This window comes from Brevibacterium sp. JSBI002, assembly GCF_026013965.1.
Classification (GTDB): Bacteria; Actinomycetota; Actinomycetes; order Actinomycetales; family Brevibacteriaceae; genus Brevibacterium.
Genome location: NZ_CP110341.1, coordinates 292,678 through 311,432, shown reverse-complemented (window position 1 = coordinate 311,432; position 18,755 = coordinate 292,678). Strand labels below are relative to the sequence as shown.

The window sequence follows — 18,755 nt, the reverse complement described above, 5'->3', positions numbered from 1 at the left end:
CGCAGAGTTCCTGCGAGGATGGAGGTATGAATAGGGACAGACGCTCCACCAGCACCACACTCGTGCTCGGGATCGGGTTCGCCGTCTTCGCCTCGATTCCGTTCTTCCTTGCCAATGCCGGTATCAATCCGCTCCGCAAGCATGTGCTCAGAGGCATCAACCCGGACCAGGCGCCGAGCATCGGGATCCTGGTCCTGTTCTTCTTCTCGGCCATCGCCGCATTCGTCTGGCACGCCTTCGCTAAGGACTCCGGCATTCCCGGAACCGTCTGGGGCGATCTCACCGCATCGCCTCTGCCGGCCTTTGCCCTGCTCTTCGGACTGTGGGCCACGGTCAACTTCAGCCTCGCCCTCGGAGCGATCGCCGACGCCTTCCACCGCACGCTCTGGGCGGTCTTCCTCATCGTCTCTGTGCTCATCGCGATTCTCGCCATCACCATCGGCGTCGTCGCCTCGAACATCCTCACCATATCGCCCCTGGCGGCCCTGGCTGTGACCGCCGTCTGCCTCATCATCACCACGGCGGCACTCGTCCCGGCTCGCCTGTTCGCCGTCACCCGTGCACGCGTCACCAACCGGATCGATGCCGCCCACGAATCTCGGCTGCAGTCGCTGCTGGCGACGCTCGCCCCAGGTGAGAACCTCATGCTCCACTTCGCCGACAGGGAGAACCCTGCCGGACAGATCCTCGCCGCCACGAACCAGCGACTCCTCCTGGCCGCACCCACCAGCATCGGAACCAGTCCCACCCGGCCGGACAGGTCCGCATCCTCGACCAGGCTCATCCCAGACAGCTGCGCGGCGCCAGCACCAAGTTCCGCCCGACCGGGCACACCACCTCGGTGCATTTCCGGGACCGCCCGGACATGGAACTCGTCGGCGGGGACCCGAGTGAGGCAGACAAGTTCGCCGAGGCACTGACCTCTCTGGCCACGACCGGACGTCCTCCGCAGGAGGAGGATACTTAAGCCATGGACCTCAGCCAGGTGGTCGCTCTGCTCACCGCCGGCGACTACACGATCTCCCGCGAGATCATCCAACGCGGTATCGCGCTGCTCTTCCTCATCGCCTTCGCCTCCGCGTTCAACCAGTTCCCGGCTCTCCTCGGCGAACGGGGACTCACCCCTGCTCCGCGCTTCATCGCTCTGACCTCGGCCCTTCAGGCGCCGACGATCTTCCGCTGGAAGCGGTTTTCCTATTCGGACCGAAGGCTGCGCCTCGTCTGCGTAGTCGGAATGGTCCTGGCCGCCTCGGCGATCATCGGTCTTCCCCAAGCCGGCCCCGCGTGGGTGCCGATTCCGGTGTTCTCAGCGATGTGGGCGCTGTACTTCTCGATCGTCTCGATCGGGCAGCGCTTCTACGGCTTCGGTTGGGAATCGCTGCTCCTCGAAGCCGGGTTCCTCATCGGTTTCCTCGGCTCTCACGAGGTGGCTCCGACGTGGCCGATGATCCTGCTGCTGCGCTGGTTCGTCATCCGCATCGAGTTCGGTGCCGGAATGATCAAGATGCGCGGGGACAGCTCTTGGCGGGACCTCACCGCGATGGACTATCACCATCAGACCCAGCCGATGCCGAACCCGCTCTCCCGGCGGGCACACCTCATGCCCGGTTGGTGGCACAAGGCTGAGACCTTGGGCAGCCATATCGTCCAGCTCGCTGCCCCGTGGCTACTGTTCCTGCCCCAGCCGATCGCCTCTTTCGCGGCTGTCGCCATCATCATCACCCAACTCGCGCTCGTCATCAGCGGCAACTATGCGTGGCTGAACTGGGCGACGATCCTGCTCGCCTGCTCCGGCATCAGCGACACGTTCTTCCGCTGGATCGTCGGCGGCCCGTTCCCCGGTTGGGGGTGGAATTCAGTCACCTCGAAATTCGCTGATCCCACCGGCACCGAGGTGGACAACCCCGCAGCCGTCGCCCACCCGGTCGAAGCACTGCCGGTCTGGTGGCTGATCATCGTCCTCGTATTCGTCGTTTGGCAGGCCTGGTTGAACGTGCCAGCGCTGCGCAATTTCTTCTCACCGAATCAGCTGATGAACGCGAGCTTCAATCGGCTCGGGCTCGGCAATGCCTACGGCGCTTTCGGGTCGATGACCGAGACCCGCAACGAGATCGTCGTCGAAGGGTGGGACGGCGAGCGCTGGCGGGAGTACGAGTTCAAGGGCAAACCGGGAGACCTTCTTCGTCGCGGGCCGGTCGTCGCGCCCTATCACCTCAGGCTGGATTGGCTCATGTGGTTCGCCGCGCTCGGCGACTATCGGCAGACGTGGTTCACCGAGCTGCTGCACGCGATCGGCTCCGGGGATCCGCAGATCCGCCGCCTCATGGGCCCCGACCCCTTCGACGGTGCCGCACCCGAGCTCATCCGAGTCCGTGTCTTCACCTACCGCTACGCCACCCGAGCCGAGCGCGCAGCGGCGAAGGCCGCAAGCGAACCGAAGCCGTGGTGGGTGCGCTCGGACCCGCGCATCCTCATTCGTCCGATCGACCTGCGGCAGGGTTGACCGACCATGCGAACACGCAGGCGAGCCCAATGCCACGCCTTCGCCTGCTCGGTATCCCACTCCGACTGAAGGGCCCCCTCGGCGGGACCCATTGACTTGGCTTTCCTCAGCTCAGGGCATAAAGTTAACGTACCTTAACTTTTATTCGGGACCCCCGACAACAAGGAGCCCCTCGTGTCCGAGCACAGCAATTCCACCACGACCACCGACGCCCCATCCGCACCCGGAAACACCACCGGGCACCCGATCCCTCGCTCTCGTCGCGCACTCACTGCTGCCCTGGCAGCGGCCCTGCCCCTCGGACTGGTCGCCTGCGGCACCGCCACAGCCGAGGACGCCGGCGACAAACCGGTCGTGCTTACGACCTTCACGGTGCTCGCCGACATTGCGGACAATGTCGCGGGCGAGCACCTCGAGGTCGAGTCGATCACGAGGGCCGGGGCCGAGATCCACGGCTACGAACCCACCCCCGGCGACATCCGCAAAGCCGCGAAGGCCGATCTCGTGCTCGACAACGGGCTCAACCTCGAACAGTGGTTCTCCCAGTTCGTCGACGAGGTCGACGTCCCTCACGCCGTCGTCAGCGAGGGGATCGACGAGCTCTCGATCACCGAGGACGCCTACGCCGGAAAACCCAACCCGCACGCCTGGATGAGCCCGCTCAACGTCCAGATCTACGCCGAGAACATCGCCCGCGCCTTCGCCGACCTCGACCCGGACCATGCCGAGGACTTCACGGCCAACGCGAAGGACTACAGCGAACAGCTGCAGACGGTGCAGGACGACCTCGTCGATGATCTCTCCACGCTGCCGAAGTCCCAGCGGGCACTGGTCACCTGCGAAGGGGCGTTCTCCTACCTCGCCCGCGATGCCGGGCTGGGGGAGAAGTACATCTGGCCGGTCAATGCCGAATCCCAGGCGACACCGGGCCAGATCACCTCGGCGATCGACTTCGTCGAGAACAACGATGTGCCCGCAGTCTTCTGCGAATCCACGGTCTCCCAGGCGCCGATGGATCGGGTCGTCGAAGCCACCGAGGCCGAATTCGGCGGCACACTCTACGTAGATTCGCTGTCCGAGGCCGACGGCCCCGTGCCCACTTACCTCGACCTCATCCGCCACGACGCGCACGTCATCGCCGGCGCACTGACCGGGAGCGAATCGTGAGCGGTGCAGCTGCCGCCTCCGTGACCGAACAGAAGTGCTCCACGGTCGGGCCGGCCGGCGATGCACCACCGGCGATCACCGTCGACGAGGTGACCGTCCACTACGGGGACACGCTCGCTCTCGATCGCGCCTCCCTGACGCTCGAGCGGGGACGCATCTGCGGGCTGATCGGGATGAACGGCTCGGGCAAGTCGACCCTGTTCAAAACGATCATGGGCATCGTCGACCCCGACTCCGGGCAGGTGAGCATCGACGGCGGCCCGACACGGCAGGCCCGCAGGGCCGGAGCACTCGGCTACGTCCCTCAGAGCGAGGACGTCGACTGGGACTTCCCACTCTCGGTCCGCGATGTGGTGATGACGGGTCGGTATGGCCGCATGGGCCCACTCCGGTTGAGCCGGCGAGCCGACCGCGAGTCCGTCGAGAACGCTCTGGATCGCGTCGAACTCACCGAGTTCGCCGACCGGCAAATCGGTCAGCTCTCGGGCGGGCAGAAGAAACGGGCCTTCGTCGCCCGCGGACTCGCGCAGGGGGCGACGATCCTGCTCCTCGATGAGCCTTTCGCCGGCGTCGACAAACGCAGCGAGGCGACGATCACCGGCCTGCTGAAGGAACTCGCCGAGGCGGGGGCGACGGTGCTCGTGTCCACTCACGACCTCAATGCGCTGCCCGCACTCGCCGACGAGGCGATCCTCCTGATGCGCCGCGTCCTTCTCCACGCCTCTCCTGCCGAGGTGCTCCGCCCGGAGAATCTCGCTCTGGCGTTCGGCCTCGACCCGTCCGGTGCGAGCGAGACACCCCGGGACGGTGAGAGTCCCAACTCCGACCGAGCCGACCGCATCGAAGGAGAGACGGCATGACGCTCATCGACTTCCTGCTCGAGCCCTTCGGCTTCGACTTCATGCTCCGCGCCTTGGCGACGACCCTCATCGCTTCGGTCGTTTGCGCCGTTCTCTCCTGCTGGCTGGTGCTCATCGGCTGGTCACTCATGGGCGATGCCGTCTCGCATGCAGTACTGCCCGGAGTCGTTCTCGCCTATGTCGTCGGCGCGCGTTCGCCCTCGGTGCGGTGGTCTTCGGATTCCTCGCAGTCGGGCTCATCGGAGCCGTCCGCGATACCAGCCGGATCAAGGAGGACGCGGCGATCGGCATCGTCTTCACCTCGCTCTTCGCCCTGGGCCTCGTCCTCATCTCTGTCACCCCTTCGCACGTCGACCTCAACCACATCATCTTCGGCAACCTCCTCGGAGTCTCGAGTTCCGAACTGGTCCAGGTGGCCCTTCTCGGGGTGATCACCCTGCTTGTGCTCGCCGCCAAGAACCGCGATTTCACGCTCTACGCCTTCGACCCGACTCATGCGCATGCGCTGGGGATCAATCCGCGCCTCCTCGGCGCCGCGCTGCTCGGGCTGCTCGCCCTGACCTCCGTGGTCGCACTGCAGGCGGTCGGGGTCGTGCTCGTCGTGGCAATGCTCATTGTGCCCGGAGCGACCGCATACCTGCTCACGGACAGGTTCCAGCGGATGCTGCTCATCGCCCCGGTGATCTCGATTCTGTGCGCAGTGATCGGTCTCTATTCGAGCTACTACCTCGACACCGCATCCGGCGGGATGGTGGTGCTTTCGCAAGGCACTGTCTTCGGCCTCGTCTACCTCTTCGCTCCTCGACACGGGCTCATCGGTCGCCGCCTGGCAGCGATGCGCCGACGGCGCGGGAATACTCGGATCCGCCGGGTGTCGACCGAAGCCAGGCGCCCCGGCTCGGCGACGGTCAGTCCACGCCGAGCGCGAGCAGAACGATGAGGATGACGTTGAGGACGATGATGAGCGCCGAGGCGGCCGCGGCGATGAGGGTGATCCACCGGGAGTTCGCGAATTCGCCCATCACCCGGCGGCTGCTCGTGAGCTTGACCAGGGGAATCATCGCAAATGGGATGCCGAGGCTGAGCACGACCTGGCTGAGCACGAGCGCCCAGGTCGGGTCGACGCCGAGGGCGAGGACGATGAGTGCGGGGATCATCGTGAACGCGCGCTGCCACACGATCGGGATGTGCACGCGCAGCAGACCCTGCATGATCGATGCACCCGCATAGGAGCCGACGGCGCTGGAGGCCAGCCCCGAGGCCAGCAGTCCGATGCCGAAGAAGAGGCCGACGACCTCGCCGAGGTTGGCCGTGACGACCGCGTGGGCACCTTCGATGGTGTCGGTGCCGGTCTGGCCGCGCAGCGCCGCGGCGGCCAGCAGCAGCATGGCGATATTCACGGACCCGGCGATGACGAGGGAGAGCACGACGTCCCAGCGGCTGGCGCGCAGCAGCTGCCCGGTCGAGGTGGTCGCATTGTCGCGGTGACGGTCGACCGAGAGCGCCGAGTGGAGGTAGATCGCATGGGGCATGACGGTGGCTCCGAGCATGCTCGCGGCCAGTACCACGGAGTTCGTGCCCTCGAGCCGCGGCACGATTCCACCTGCGGCTTGTCCCCAGTTCACGTCCCCGACGAACAGGCCTGCTAGAAAGCCGATGGCGATGATGACCAGGAAGCCGATGATGACGAACTCGAAGGGACGCTGACCGCGGGTGGATTGGATCGACAGCAGGAACAGCGACACCACCCCGACGATGACTCCGCCGAGGAGGAGCGGCAAGTCGAAGAGGATCTTCAGCGCGATCGCCCCACCGATGACTTCGGCGAGGTCGGTGGCGATGGCGACGATCTCGGCCTGCCCCCAATATGCGAGGCGGCTTCTATTGCGGAGGCGATCACCGAGCAGACTCGGCAGCGACTGCCCGGAGACGAGTCCGAGCTTCGAGGACAGATATTGGACGAGAACGGCGATGAGGTTCGCGGCCACGAGAACCCAGACGAGCAGGTATCCGTATTCCGCACCGGCGGTGAGATTGGCCGCGACGTTGCCCGGATCGACATACGCGATGGCGGCGACGAAGGCCGGGCCGAGGAGCACTGCGGTGGAGATCTTCTTCCGGCCGTGCTTCTTCCGCCCCCATTCGCGGGTGCCCACCGATGCAGAGGGATCGACGTTCATAAAGTTAAGGTACATAAACTTTCCCGCCGAGGGCAACACGACACTTGGTCTGGAAAGTGAACACGGAAGGGCTTAGGGTTCGCGCATGGTCAGTGAACACGTTCAGCTGAGGTCCGGCAAGCGCCGGCAGACCGAGGATCGGATCATCGGTGCCGCCGCCGAGCTGTTCCTCGAACATGGTTTCAAGGCCACGACCATTCGGGCAGTCGCGAAAACTGCCGAGGTGTCGGTGGGCAGAGTGATGTCGGTCGGTGATAAGGACGTCATCCTCGTCCGGTGCTTCGATCAGTGGATCGGGCAGCTGCAGAACGGGACGTACAGGCCACCGGCGCGACGCACGAGCCTGTCGCGTCGGGAACCGAACGCCGGCGCAACAACGGGCCCGCCCCGACCATCCTCGGCGGTGCAGCGTCATCTGCTCGAACTCTTCCTGCCCTTCCTCGAATTCTTCGCCGAACACGAGGATCTGTCCCGCGACTATGCGGCGGTGATGATGCGAGTCAAGGGCGAGCCGGAGGTGTTCAACGCTCTCGCAGTGGACCTGCAGAGCCGCCTGAGCGAGTCACTGGTCTCGATCGGGATCAATGAGGACCACGCACGGGCCAGTGCCGCGGCTCTCTACGATTCCTACCTGGGCATCCTCTTCCGGTGGGCGGCGACGACGATGGGTCTCGACGACGCCGTCGAGGCGATGCTCGCGAGCATCGTCTTCCATACGAGAGTCAGGAGCTCGCTGTGACGCTCCTGCCCGAACCGGTCTGGCCGGTCATCGTCCTCGCGGTCATCGTCTTCGGCGACGGCCTGCTCACCTTCCGTCCCCCGCGGGCGATCGCCGCCTGTCTCGACGGGGTCGGCTTCCCGCGGGAGTGGTGGTGGGTACTCGCCGTCGTGAAGTTCCTCGCCGCGGCCGGACTGGTGACGGGGATCTGGATTCCCGGGCTCGGCGCAGCAGCCGCGGCGGGCCTCGTCGTCTACTTCCTCTGCGCCGCGGCCGCTCACCTGCGAGCGAGGTATGTCAGTCGGGATTTCTGGCTCAATTGTCTGGGAATGCTCGTCGTCTGCATCGCGGTGCTCGTGTTCTGCTTCCTCGTGTAGGCACCCACCTCCCCGGCGGCGCCCTGGCGGACCCGCTCAGGTCTCGGTCCGGAGAATTCTTCTCCCACATCCCGCACCTCGATCCCGTTTTGGCCTAGAGTCGAAGTACGGCACCGGCGCCTCCTTCGGCGCTGAGCCGTCCGGCAGAATTGCTGAACTGCTCGGCGATGGTGCCGAGCCTCCCGGCAGAGGAGTGTGGACATGCCCGAATATGCCGACAGCAGTCGCACGCGCGACGAGACTCCCCATGAACGCCACGAGCGATGGGCCTGGATCCATGAGACGGCGGCGATGACCGGGTGGGATTTCTCCCCACTGGCCGGCCGCCTCGTCGCCGATGATCCGCCGTGGGACTTCGATAAGATCTGCCTCGATGCGATGGCCGAGTCGAGCAGATGCCTCGACATGGGCACGGGAGGCGGCGAGCGCCTCAGCGAACTCATCGCTCGGCTCGACGAGGCCAGGCCTCCCGGCGAACCGTCGCCGACGATCTCCGCGACCGAGGGCTGGGAACCCAACGTCCCCCTGGCCGCCTCGACGCTGCAGGACTATGGCGTCGAGGTCACCCGGTACGACAGTGATCATCACCCGGAGATGCCGTGGGGCGACGGTGAGTTCGACCTCGTGATGAATCGACACGAAAGCTATGACCTCGCCGAAGTGGCCCGTGTCCTCTCCCCGGGCGGAGTGTTCGTCACCCAGCAGGTCGACGGCACCGAGGCACAGGAGTTCCGCGACCTCTTCGGCGGCGGGGTAGGCGATCTGCACCAGCAGCTCGAGCCGTGCGTCAGCGACGCCGAGAGTCAGGGTCTGTCGATCGAGGCGGCTCGCAAATGGCAGGGCACGATGCGCTTCACCGACGTCGAGGCGGTCATCGAGTACCTCGCCTATATTCCGTGGGACGTTCCCGGGTTCGCCGTCAGGTCCAACCTCGATGTCCTCAGACGCCTGGCCGAATCGAGTGAGCCGATCACCGTCACCCAGAAGAGATTCCTCATCGTCGCCCACAAGCCCTGACTCGCGCTGCCTGCAGGGTGGTTTTCCCGACCCCACTCTTGGGATAGCAGGGTGGGGCGCCGCCTTTCTGCGTCGATAGCGTCGAAGCATGACTTCGACGGACTTCTCGTACCCCCAGCCCACCGACGATGAGCTCGCGGCACAGCAGCCCCGAGTCCCCGCCCCTCCCGTCCATCCCGTCTATGCCTCGCCGCGGCCCGACGATCTGGCTGATGCGCACAACGGCGTCAACCCTCGAATGGATGGCGCCGCCTCGGTGAAGTCGCCGGCGCTGGGCAAGGTGGCCGTGGCGCTCTCGATCGTCGCCATGGCCCTGAGCCTGGCCGCCTCGGTGATCCTGGGCGTGACCGTCGGGCCGTCCGAGGCCGCGTCCGGCTACTACTTCACGGACACAACGGATTGGCATCAGACCCTGGCGACCGTTCTCGTCGGAGTCCAGGGCCTGTGCACCTGCTTAGGTCTCACAGGCATCATCCTCGGCATCACGGCCGCGGTCACCGGGCGGGGCCGAACACCCGGCATCATCGCCATCGCGATTGCAGCGATCGCCCCGTTCGTCTCATTCGGCACATTCGTCGCCCTCGCCTTCATCGCCGCCTGATCTCCCGGCTCCGCCGAAAAACGGGCTGAGCGGCGACGCACGGGTGTGCGCGTGCGTTTCTCGACGCTCACCCCGTTTTTCGGCGATCTGTCCGAATTCCTCTACGGTGCCAGACGATCCGGGTCAACGATATTCCGGAGCCGATCGCGGAATAGAATGAGGGGATGACGACCTTGCCGCTGACCCCCGCCTCGGCGGATCATGGGCGCCTGAACTGCGGGTATTTCGAGCGCGGGGAATGCCGTTCCTGCGCGCTCATCGAGACGCCTTATGGGCAGCAGATCACGGACAAGGAGTCCTGGTGCCGGGAGACCCTCGCCGAGGCAGCGCCCCGGATTTGGCTGCCGACCTTCGCCGGCGGGGCACGGGATTTCAGAAATCGGGCGAAGCTCGCCGTCGGCGGGTCGGCCAGGCACGTCACCTTGGGCATCCTCGATCAGGAGTTCCACGGGGTCGATCTGCGTGATTGTGGAATTCAGGCCCCGGCGATCCGTGCGGTGATTCCGGTGCTTGCGGACTTCCTCGATGGCACTGGGCTCGAGCCCTACGATGTCTCTGCTCGCCGTGGGGAGCTGAAGTTCGTCCATGTCACGGCGGCGCCGTCGGGTGAGCTGATGATCCGGTTCGTCGTCCGCACTCAGCACGGTCTCGATGTGCTGCGGTCGCGGAAAGGGCCGCTCTTCGAGCTCATTCCCGCCGCGTCCGTGGTGTCGGTGAATCTGCTGCCCGAGCACAAGGCCGTGCTCGAAGGCAGCCGCGAGGAAATGCTCCGCGGGGAATCGCTGCGGATGAATCTTGATCGGGTCGATCTGCATCTGCGGCCGCAGAGTTTCTTCCAGACCAATACCGCTGTCGCCATCGGACTGTACAACCAGGTCGCCGAATGGGTGGACTCAGTGGAGGCCAAGAACCTGTGGGATCTCTACTGCGGCGTCGGTGGATTCGCGCTCTACTGTGCAGACGGCTCCCGCCACGTCACCGGTGTCGAGATCAGCGAGCAGGCGATCGAATCCGCGAAGATCAGTGCCAGCGAGCTCGGCATCGACGCACGATTCCTCGCCGGCGATGCCACAGAGTTCGCCGAGGAGCACCTGGGTGGTGCTGGTTCCTCGCCCCTGGTCGACGTTTCCGCCTCGTCCGCGGAGGAACACCTAGCCACGGATGAACGGCCGGACTGCGTGGTCGTCAACCCCCCTCGGCGCGGGATCGGGGCCAAGCTGTCGTCTGTGCTCGAGGATTCGGGTGTCGAGCACATCGTGTATTCGAGCTGCAATCCCGTCTCCCTGGCCAAGGACCGCGCCCGGATGCCGAGCTATACCGTCGAGCGGGCGCGGATCTTCGACATGTTCCCGCACACGAAGCATCTCGAGGTCGCGGCCCTGCTGCGCCGGCAGTGAGAACGGGGGACTCACAGCGTTGGAAGCTCACGCCGTGCCATACCCTCGGCCATGCGCACCTCGGCAAGCGTCGCCGCGGCGATGGCATTGGCCCGCTCGTTGCCGGCGAACAGGATGCGCCTCACCGCAGCTTCGCGGTCACCTCGGCGGCGGTGGCGATGACCTTCTCAACCAGCGACGCCAATGGATCGGAGTCCACCCCAGGCCCCTGATCCAGGTCCTTCCCCGTGCCCTTATCCGCCCTCGTTCCCGTGGCCTTCACACTGTCGGACACTGACAGTCCGACGGCGGCGATCGGGCGTCCCAGCACATCGAACACCGGTGCCGCGATCGTCGAGATGCCCGGCGTCACCTCTCCATGTTCGATCGCCCAGCCGACTCGCCTCTCCTGGGCGAGCACGGCGTTGAGGGCCTTGACCGAGGTCGGGCCCTTACCGGTGCGGGTGACGAATCCGGTCTCGGACTGCAACATCGCGAGCACCTCGGACTTCGGCAGCTGCGCGAGGATCGCCCGCCCCGTCGCGGTGAGGTAGCTGGGCATGCGCACCCCGGTGGCGGTGATGACGGCAACCGACTTCAGCGACTGCTCCTTGAGCACGTACTCGGTCTCCCAACCGCGGATGATCGCGAGCTGTGCCGTGGCGGCTGTATCTTCGGCCAGCTGTCGCACGATCGGGTGCGCCAACCGCTGCAAGGGGTTCGTCCGCAGGTAGGACGCCCCGAGCTCGTGCACACCGGCTCCGAGCACATACCCGGATTCGGTGCGCGCCACGAGCCCGAGCTCCTCCAACACGGCGAGGATGCCATACGCACTCGACCGCGGAATCTCGAGCGACCGGACCAGGGCGCCGGCCGTAATCGACCGATTCGACGAGGCCATATGCCGCAGGATCGCGATCGCCCGCCGCAGTGCCGGAACCTCAGCCACGACTCAGCCTTCCATCTCCAGCGCCGCGAACGCCTGCGCGTAGAGCTCGGAGATGTCCCCGAGTTCGGCGTGCACGCCGTCGCGCACGCGCACTCGACCGCCGCTGACGGTCAAGGACACGTCCGCCGAGGTGGCCGTGAGGATGATCTGTTCGTCCCGTGATCCCATGGTGCGCATGCTGTCGGTGCGCAGGGCGACGAAATCGCATGCCTTCCCGACCTCGAGCGCGCCGACGGGCAGGTCGAGGCTGCGTGCCCCGCCTTCGGTGAGTGCCGTGATGAGTTCGGCCGGGGAGAATCGTCCGCGCTGACCCGACCGCAGCCGCTCCCCCGCCTCGAGCCCTTGGGTCTCGCGCAGGGCGTCGAGGACGACGTGCTGGTCGGAGCCGAGCGAGATCACAGCTCCGGCGTCGGCGAGTTCCCGGGCCGGTCCGATGCCGTCAGCGAGGTCCGCCTCGGTGCACGGGCACATGACGATCGTCGACCGGGATCCGCCGAGGAGCGCGATGTCCTTCTCGCTCAGGTGCGTGGCATGGACGGCCGAGAGCCTGTCGTCGACGACGCCCGAGCGGGCGAGCACCTCGGTGGGGCTAGCCCCGTAGGCCGATTGTGAAGCGTCGTTCTCGGCCGGCTGCTCGGACAGGTGCACGTGCACGGGGCCGGACAGTTCGGTGAAGCGAGGCAGGTTTGCGGCCGGGACCGCGCGGATCGAATGGATCGCCGCACCCACGTGCACGAAGCTCTCACCGGGGGCGTTGACGGGGAATTCGTCGGCAAAGGAGTCGACCAATCCGGCGTGCCGGTCCATGTACCCGTCGATCGTGCCGTCACCGAACCGGGCCTGTTCAGCCGAGAGCTCGGTATCGATGGCGCCGGTGAGGTAGCAGGTGTCGAGCAGTCGAATGCGGATCCCCACCGAGGCGGCCGCCCGTGCCAGCGCCCGTTCCATCGCGTGGGCGCGGTGTCCGGCATCGTCGTTCGCGTCCCCGCCGGGACGCTCGGTGTGTTCGTCCGCGTCGGAGACCGGATCCGCCGCGTCCCCACCGGGACGTTCAGCGCCGTAGGGCGTTCCGTCCTGAACGTGGTGGACGTAGTGGAACTCCCCCACCGAGGTGTAGCCGCCGGCGAGCATCTCGGCGAAAACGGCGCGGGCCACGGTCTCGTAGGACTGGGGGTCGAGTTTCGCGGCGACGGAGTACATGACTTCGCGCCAGGTCCAGAAGGTGCCGCCGTCGCCATGGGTGCGGCCGCGCAGCATCCGGTGGAAGGCATGCGAGTGCGCGTTGACTCCGCCGGGCAGGATGAACCCGGACACCGCTTCGGCGTCGGACGGTGCGGTGTCGATCCCGGTCTCGACGGCGGTGAGCGTTCCGGTGTCGTCGGCGCTCAGCAGGACTCCGCGGGCGACGGCTCCGTCGACCCAGGCGGATTCGCACCAGTAACGGGTGCTCATCGTGCACCCCCCGTCGCCGGGCCTCCGGCGCTGGCCTCGGCGAACGCGTTTTCGATACCGAGTTCGCGGGCGAGCACCTTGGCGAGCGCATCAACCCCGGCCCTCTGGTCGTCGACCTCGCAGGCCTCTTCGGGAGCGTGAGAGACGCCGGTCGGATTGCGGACGTAGAGCATCGCCGACGGCACATGGGGTGCGAGGATTCCGGCATCGTGTCCGGCCCCCGAGGGCAGCAGCGGAGCGTCCGGCAGCACGGAGGTCAGGCGCGAATTGAGATCGGCGGTGAAGTGGGTCGTCGGCGAGTAGGACTCCTGCGAGATGGTCACCTCGACACCGGACTCGGCGCCGAGGTCCTTCGCACGTCGGCTGATCGCCTCAAGCACTTGTTCGACGACGGCATCGTCGGGATGACGGATGTCGAGCCAGAAGCTCATCGACGAGGCAATGACGTTCGTCCCGCCCGGGTGGATGAGAGTGCGCCCCACGGTCGCCACGGCAGTCGCGTCAGTGGCGGCCGCTAGGGTCGGGATATCCCCGATCACGCGGGAAGCTGCGACCACCGGGTCGGCGCGATGGCTCATCGGCGTCGTACCGGCGTGGTTGCCCTGGCCGGAGAAGGCGAAGTGCCAGCGCCCGTGGCCGATGATCGAGGAGCCGATGGCGACGGCCTGATCGGTGTTGATCAGACCGATGCCCTGTTCGACATGGAGTTCGATGAAGGAACCGATTCCGGCCAGTCGAGACTGGTCACGCCCGATCCGATCCGGATCGAGGCCATAGCCACGGGCGACGTCGGCGAAGGAGTCACCGGCGGCGTCCTTGAGACCGAGTGCGCGGTCGGCGTCGATGGCACCGGTGAGCAGCCGCGAACCGAGGCAGGCGACGCCGAAGCGTGAACCTTCTTCCTCGGGGAACACAGCCAGCCCGAAGGGCCGGGTGGACTGTTCGAGTGCGCCGGAGGCCTTGAGCACATCGAAGGCCGCCAGCGCCGAGGCGACACCGAGAGGACCGTCAAACTCGCCGCCGCCGGGCACCGAGTCGAGGTGGGAACCGGTGACCACGGCATTGTCACCAGGCGGGGTGGCCCAGGCCCACGTGATTCCGTTGGCGTCGATCTCGGTATCGAGACCGCGGCGGGCCGCCTCGGCGAGAAACCACTCACGCAGTTCCCGTTCGGTGTCCGAGAATCCGGGCCGCTGGTAGCCCGGCCCGCGGGTGTCGCGGCCGGTGTCCTCGATCTGGCTCAGCAGCGAGACGACATCGCTCATTGTCAGTTCACTCCGTTCGAAATCGGTCGGGTCCGGTGATGTGTCGGTGCCGTGGTCGGCCGACCCTGGCATCAGAGGCCCGGCGGTCTGGTCCGGTCAGCGACCGGCCCCGGCCCGGCGTCAGTCCTGGTGGGTGGTGGCTGCTGAGGTGCCCGACGCCTCGGCGGCGGCTTCGAGGTTGCCCAGCGCAGTGAACTCGGGATCGTTGACGGCCGGTCCGCCGTCTTCCGGTTGCCAGGTTCCGGCAGCAGCGGTGACGGTGTGGGTCAGCGGTGCGACCGACTCGGCGGCGGCGACGAGCGAGCCGTCCTTGACCTTCGCGATGGTCTCGGCGAGTTCGGGCGAGAGGAACCGGTCGGGTCCGGGCCCCGGCACGGTCTCACGGATCGCCGCGATCACGGCTCCGGTCACCGGTGCCGGTGCGGCGTCGCGCATATCGCAGGCTCGGGAGGCGGCATAGAGTTCGATGCCGACGACGGAAGCGAGGTTGTCGACGACCTTGCGCAGCTTGCGTGCGGCCGACCACCCCATGGACACGTGGTCTTCCTGCATCGCCGAAGACGGGATCGAGTCGACCGAAGCCGGGGTCGCGCCGCGCTTGGCCTCGGAGACCATGGCCGCCTGCGTGTAGTGGGCGATCATCAGGCCGGAGTCGACACCGGCGTCATCGGCGAGGAACGGGGTGAGGTTCTGATTGCGGGCGACATCCATCATCCGGTCGGTGCGACGCTCGGACATCGAGGCGACGTCGGCGGCGACGATGGCGAGGAAGTCCAGGGCATGGGCCAAGGGCGCTCCGTGGAAGTTGCCGTTCGAGGACACCATTCCGTTGGTGAGCACGACCGGGTTGTCGATGGCGGCGCGCAGCTCGCGTTCGGCGACCTGGGCGGCGAAGGCGACGGCGTCACGCGCGGCGCCGTTGACCTGCGGGGCGCAGCGCATCGAGTACGCGTCCTGGACGAGGTGGGTGGAGTCGCGGTGGCTGGCGGTGATGCCCGAGTCCTTGAGCGAGGCGAGCATGTTCGCGGCCGAGGCGGCCTGACCGTCGTGCGGGCGCAGCGCGTAGTGGAGTTCGGGGGCGAAGACGGCGTCGGTGCCGAAGAGTCCTTCGATGCTCATGGCCGCGGACACGTCGACGGCGGTGAGCAGGTTCTCCAGGTCGGTCAGGGCCATGATGAGCATGCCCAGCATGCCGTCGGTGCCGTTGACGAGCGCGAGGCCTTCCTTCTCGGCCAGGGTGACCGGGGTGATTCCGGCCTTCGCGAGGATCTCATCGGCAGGCCCCGCCACTCCGTCGGGTCCCTCGGCCACGCCTTCGCCCATGACGACGAGTGCGCATGCCGACAGTGGTGCGAGGTCACCGGAGCAGCCGAGTGATCCGTATTCGTGGACGACCGGGGTGATTCCGGCGTTGAGCAGGTCGACGTAGGTCTGGAGGACTTCGGCGCGGACGCCGGCCCGACCGGTGGCAAGTGTCCGGGCGCGCAGCAGCATGAGGGCGCGCACGACCTCGCGTTCGACGGGTTCGCCGACGCCGGCGGCGTGGGAGCGGATGAGGGATTTCTGCAGCTGGGTGCGCAGTGCGGCGGGGATGTGGCGCTGGGCGAGCGCACCGAATCCGGTCGAGACTCCGTAGACGGGCTTCTCCGCCTGAGCGAGGGCGTCGATGGCCTCGCGATATTTGTTCACCCGGGCCAGGGTAGCTTCGGACAGCGAGACCAACGCTCCGCGACGGGCGACGTCGACCACCTCGGCGAAGGTCAGCGTATCGGGGTCGAGATCGATGAATGTGGTCATGAAGAGCCTTTCCTTGTGTTCGTCGTGGATGAAGTTCAGTCTCGGGGTCGGTTGTCGACGATGAGCTCACCGCCGGAATAGACCCTCTCGACCAGCTGCACACCGGGCCGGTAGGCCAGGTGGCGGTAGCTGGGGGCGTCGAGGATGGCCAGATCGGCTCGAGCACCCACCCCGAGGTGGCCGACATCGGTGCGCTGCAGAGCATTCGCCCCTCCCGCGGTCGCCGCCCACACTGCCTGTTCGACGGTGAAGTGCATGTCGCGAACGCCGATGGCGATGACGAAGGGCATGCTGTTGGAGAACCCGGAGCCGGGATTGCAGTCGCTGGCGATCGCCAGTGACACCCCCGCGTCGACGTAGCGGCGGGCGTCGGGGTAGGGCTGGCGGGTGGAGAATTCGATGCTCGGCAGCAGGGTGACGACGGTGCCCGCCTCGGCGAGGACAGCCAGGTCCTCAACGGAGGCGAAGGTCGCGTGGTCGACAGACACACAGCCGAGTTCCGCGCCGAGCTTGAGCGCCCCGCCCTCAGTGAGCTGGTTGGCGTGCAGCCGCGGTTTCATGCCGACGGCTTTGCCGGCTTCGATGATCCGCCGGGTCTGGTCCTCGGTGAAGGCACCGGTTTCGCAGAACACGTCGATCCACTTCGCCTTGCCCTCGGCTGCGGGGATGATCTCGTCGATGACGAGGTCGACATAGCGTTCCGGATCGTCCTTGAATTCCGGCGGGACGACGTGGGCGGCGATGAGCGTCGATTCCTCGGTGTGCCGGTTGATGATGTCGAGCGCGAGGATCTCGTCGGGGACGGTCAGCCCGTACCCAGTCTTGACCTCGAACGTCGTCGTGCCCTGCCGCTGCGCCTGCCCCATCAGGTGGACGAGGTTGGCCTCGAGTTCGGTCTCGGTGGCGGCGCGGGTGGCTGCCACGGTGGTGGCGATCCCCCCGGCCGAGTACTTCTGACCGGCCATCCGAGCCGCGAACTCCTCGGACCGGTCACCGGCGAAGATGAGGTGATTGTGGCTGTCGACGAAGCCGGGGATGACGGCTTTCCCACCGAGGTCGATCGTCTCGAGCCCGCCGAGGTCATTCGCCGAGGTGACTTCCCCGTTGGCGATGTCATCGTCGCTGAGGCCGGTGGTGCCGGTCTGGTCCTCGTGTGCAGCGAGCGCGGTGTCCGCCTGTGCGGACGGTCCCGACCAGATCACCCGACCGGCGTCGACGAGCAGAGCGGCGTCAGCGATCACGTCGAGTTCGCCGAGACGGTCGAGATCATTGACGACGAGTTCGCTGATCCCGGTGAATAGCTGCATGACGGTCGGCCCTTTCCGATCGAGTGTGGTTCAGTCCCAGTATGGACTGTCGACGAACGGCAGTGAACGGCCAAGAAAGATATTCGTCCGATATTTCGGACAAGAATTCATGCCGTCCTGTCGGAACGGTCACCCTCGCTGTCGGGCACCGGAAGCACCTGACACCTGGGCAAAGTCGTCGCCCGAAGGCTAGCCTGGCTCATATCCATCCTGATCAACGGATCGCGGACACACGGACCCGAGCACCGAACACACGGATACGATCATCGGACTACGGATGAAGGAGACGAACGATGACCACTGACAGCCACCTCGGCGAGGGAGATTCCACCCGATCGCTGGCCGGACGGACGATCATCATGAGCGGCGGCAGCCGTGGAATCGGACTGGCGATCGCTCTGCGCGCAGCCCAGGACGGGGCGAACGTCGCGCTGCTGGCGAAGACCGCGGAACCGCACCCGAAGCTCGAGGGCACGGTCTACACCGCGGCCGAGCAGATCGAGGCGGCCGGCGGCAAGGCCCTGCCGATCATCGGTGACGTCCGCAGCGACGAATCCGTCGCCGAAGCGGTCGCGAAGACCGTTGAGACCTTCGGGGGCATCGACATCGTCGTCAACAATGCCAGCGCCATCGACCTCTCCCCAGTCGAGGACCTGCCGATGAAGAAGTTCGATCTCATGAACTCGATCAACGCACGTGGCTCCTACCTTCTGGCCAAAACGGCTCTGCCGCACCTCCGAGCCTCGGACGCCGCGCATGTGCTCACGCTCTCCCCGCCGCTCAATCTCAATCCGGCATGGGCGGGCAGGCACCTGGGTTACACGATGGCGAAGTACGGGATGTCGCTGGTCACGCTCGGGCTGGCCGAGGAGCAGCGCGAGGCCGGAGTCGCGGCGAACAGCCTGTGGCCACGGACGACGATCGCGACGGCCGCTGTGAACAACCTCCTCGGCGGCGAACAGCTCATGGCGCGCAGCCGCAAGCCCGAGATCATGGCCGGGGCGGCATGGGTGATCCTTACCAGCGGCCCCCGCGAGGTCACCGGCAATTTCTTCATCGACGACGAGGTGTTGGCGGCTCAAGGTGTCACGGACCTCTCGGCTTACGCCCATGATGCGTCGAAGTCCGGTTCCGTCGGTCACGGGCCCAACGACCTCGAGCTCGACCTCTTCCTCGACGAGTAGGG

Annotated in this window: 16 protein-coding genes and 1 pseudogene; 11 read left to right on the top strand and 6 right to left on the bottom strand. The window is 66.5% G+C overall.

Annotated elements, in window-relative coordinates; genetic code table 11:
• Window positions 1-26: 26 nt before the first annotated feature.
• The 5 genes and pseudogenes from LJ362_RS01365 (at window position 27) to LJ362_RS01345 (ending at window position 5,470) form a co-directional block, all read left to right on the top strand.
• A complete protein-coding gene (locus LJ362_RS01365; protein ID WP_264800384.1) occupies window positions 27-920 on the top strand; it encodes a hypothetical protein in 894 nt (297 codons plus the stop codon).
• A 50-nt stretch (window positions 921-970) separates the two neighbouring features.
• Entirely contained in the window at window positions 971-2,503 is a 1,533-nt protein-coding gene (locus tag LJ362_RS01360) for a lipase maturation factor family protein (protein WP_264800383.1), read from the top strand.
• Between the two features lie 246 nt (window positions 2,504-2,749).
• Window positions 2,750-3,670, top strand: a complete 921-nt coding sequence (locus tag LJ362_RS01355) for a metal ABC transporter substrate-binding protein (RefSeq protein WP_413774262.1) — start codon at window positions 2,750-2,752, stop codon at window positions 3,668-3,670.
• 20 nt (window positions 3,671-3,690) lie between these two features.
• Window positions 3,691-4,530: a metal ABC transporter ATP-binding protein gene (locus LJ362_RS01350; RefSeq protein WP_413774261.1), complete on the top strand. Its 840-nt coding sequence runs from the start codon at window positions 3,691-3,693 to the stop codon at window positions 4,528-4,530.
• Window positions 4,527-5,470 (top strand): annotated as a pseudogene (locus LJ362_RS01345) (metal ABC transporter permease). The gene LJ362_RS01350 and the pseudogene LJ362_RS01345 overlap by 4 nt, the downstream one beginning before the upstream one ends.
• Here LJ362_RS01345 and LJ362_RS01340 read toward each other — a convergent pair.
• On the bottom strand, window positions 5,439-6,710 hold the full coding sequence (locus tag LJ362_RS01340) for an Nramp family divalent metal transporter (RefSeq protein WP_264800382.1): 1,272 nt from the start codon (window positions 6,708-6,710) through the stop codon (window positions 5,439-5,441). The pseudogene LJ362_RS01345 and the gene LJ362_RS01340 sit on opposite strands and share 32 nt — an antisense overlap.
• Window positions 6,711-6,795: 85 nt before the next feature.
• Here LJ362_RS01340 and LJ362_RS01335 point away from each other — a divergent pair, with 85 nt between their 5' ends.
• The 5 genes from LJ362_RS01335 to LJ362_RS01315 all read left to right on the top strand — a co-directional run bounded on the left by LJ362_RS01335 (window position 6,796) and on the right by LJ362_RS01315 (window position 10,820).
• The gene (locus LJ362_RS01335) at window positions 6,796-7,449 is read left to right on the top strand and encodes a TetR/AcrR family transcriptional regulator (RefSeq protein ID WP_264800381.1); all 654 of its coding nucleotides are present in this window, start codon (window positions 6,796-6,798) and stop codon (window positions 7,447-7,449) included.
• Entirely contained in the window at window positions 7,446-7,805 is a 360-nt protein-coding gene (locus tag LJ362_RS01330; protein ID WP_264800380.1) for a DoxX family protein, read from the top strand. The genes LJ362_RS01335 and LJ362_RS01330 overlap by 4 nt, the downstream gene beginning before the upstream one ends.
• Before the next feature lie 201 nt (window positions 7,806-8,006).
• Window positions 8,007-8,822, top strand: a complete 816-nt coding sequence (locus LJ362_RS01325) for a class I SAM-dependent methyltransferase (RefSeq protein ID WP_264800379.1) — start codon at window positions 8,007-8,009, stop codon at window positions 8,820-8,822.
• A gap of 88 nt (window positions 8,823-8,910) precedes the next feature.
• Entirely contained in the window at window positions 8,911-9,423 is a 513-nt protein-coding gene (locus LJ362_RS01320; RefSeq protein WP_264800378.1) for a hypothetical protein, read from the top strand.
• A 164-nt stretch (window positions 9,424-9,587) separates the two neighbouring features.
• Entirely contained in the window at window positions 9,588-10,820 is a 1,233-nt protein-coding gene (locus LJ362_RS01315) for a methyltransferase domain-containing protein (protein ID WP_264800377.1), read from the top strand.
• Between the two features lie 121 nt (window positions 10,821-10,941).
• On the opposite strand, the gene LJ362_RS01310 is transcribed toward LJ362_RS01315, so the two are convergent.
• From LJ362_RS01310 to hutI, 5 genes are all read right to left on the bottom strand, one after another.
• Window positions 10,942-11,748: an IclR family transcriptional regulator gene (locus LJ362_RS01310; RefSeq protein ID WP_264800376.1), complete on the bottom strand. Its 807-nt coding sequence runs from the start codon at window positions 11,746-11,748 to the stop codon at window positions 10,942-10,944.
• Between the two features lie 3 nt (window positions 11,749-11,751).
• Window positions 11,752-13,200 carry a formimidoylglutamate deiminase gene (locus LJ362_RS01305; RefSeq protein ID WP_264800375.1) on the bottom strand — a complete coding sequence of 483 codons (1,449 nt, stop codon included), beginning with the start codon at window positions 13,198-13,200 and terminating at the stop codon, window positions 11,752-11,754.
• Window positions 13,197-14,465 (bottom strand): allantoate amidohydrolase, encoded by a 1,269-nt coding sequence (locus LJ362_RS01300; protein ID WP_264800374.1) that lies wholly within the window; start codon window positions 14,463-14,465, stop codon window positions 13,197-13,199. Before LJ362_RS01300 ends, LJ362_RS01305 begins: the two co-directional genes overlap by 4 nt.
• A 120-nt stretch (window positions 14,466-14,585) precedes the next feature.
• The gene (hutH, locus tag LJ362_RS01295) at window positions 14,586-16,262 is read right to left on the bottom strand and encodes a histidine ammonia-lyase (protein WP_264800373.1); all 1,677 of its coding nucleotides are present in this window, start codon (window positions 16,260-16,262) and stop codon (window positions 14,586-14,588) included.
• Between the two features lie 35 nt (window positions 16,263-16,297).
• Window positions 16,298-17,569, bottom strand: coding sequence for an imidazolonepropionase (hutI, locus tag LJ362_RS01290; RefSeq protein ID WP_264800372.1), 1,272 nt, complete (start codon window positions 17,567-17,569; stop codon window positions 16,298-16,300).
• A 293-nt stretch (window positions 17,570-17,862) separates the two neighbouring features.
• Between hutI and LJ362_RS01285 the strand changes: the two genes are divergently transcribed.
• A complete protein-coding gene (locus LJ362_RS01285) occupies window positions 17,863-18,753 on the top strand; it encodes an SDR family oxidoreductase (RefSeq protein ID WP_264800371.1) in 891 nt (296 codons plus the stop codon).
• Window positions 18,754-18,755 lie beyond the last annotated feature (2 nt).

Coding starts and splice junctions, on each gene's coding strand:
- LJ362_RS01365 (WP_264800384.1), top strand. CDS start 27: ATGAATAGGGACAGACGCTCCACCAGCACCACACTCGTGCTCGGGATC.
- LJ362_RS01360 (WP_264800383.1), top strand. CDS start 971: ATGGACCTCAGCCAGGTGGTCGCTCTGCTCACCGCCGGCGACTACACG.
- LJ362_RS01340 (WP_264800382.1), bottom strand. CDS start 6,710: ATGAACGTCGATCCCTCTGCATCGGTGGGCACCCGCGAATGGGGGCGG.
- LJ362_RS01335 (WP_264800381.1), top strand. CDS start 6,796: ATGGTCAGTGAACACGTTCAGCTGAGGTCCGGCAAGCGCCGGCAGACC.
- LJ362_RS01325 (WP_264800379.1), top strand. CDS start 8,007: ATGCCCGAATATGCCGACAGCAGTCGCACGCGCGACGAGACTCCCCAT.
- LJ362_RS01320 (WP_264800378.1), top strand. CDS start 8,911: ATGACTTCGACGGACTTCTCGTACCCCCAGCCCACCGACGATGAGCTC.
- LJ362_RS01315 (WP_264800377.1), top strand. CDS start 9,588: ATGACGACCTTGCCGCTGACCCCCGCCTCGGCGGATCATGGGCGCCTG.
- LJ362_RS01305 (WP_264800375.1), bottom strand. CDS start 13,200: ATGAGCACCCGTTACTGGTGCGAATCCGCCTGGGTCGACGGAGCCGTC.
- LJ362_RS01300 (WP_264800374.1), bottom strand. CDS start 14,465: ATGAGCGATGTCGTCTCGCTGCTGAGCCAGATCGAGGACACCGGCCGC.
- hutH (WP_264800373.1), bottom strand. CDS start 16,262: ATGACCACATTCATCGATCTCGACCCCGATACGCTGACCTTCGCCGAG.
- hutI (WP_264800372.1), bottom strand. CDS start 17,569: ATGCAGCTATTCACCGGGATCAGCGAACTCGTCGTCAATGATCTCGAC.
- LJ362_RS01285 (WP_264800371.1), top strand. CDS start 17,863: ATGACCACTGACAGCCACCTCGGCGAGGGAGATTCCACCCGATCGCTG.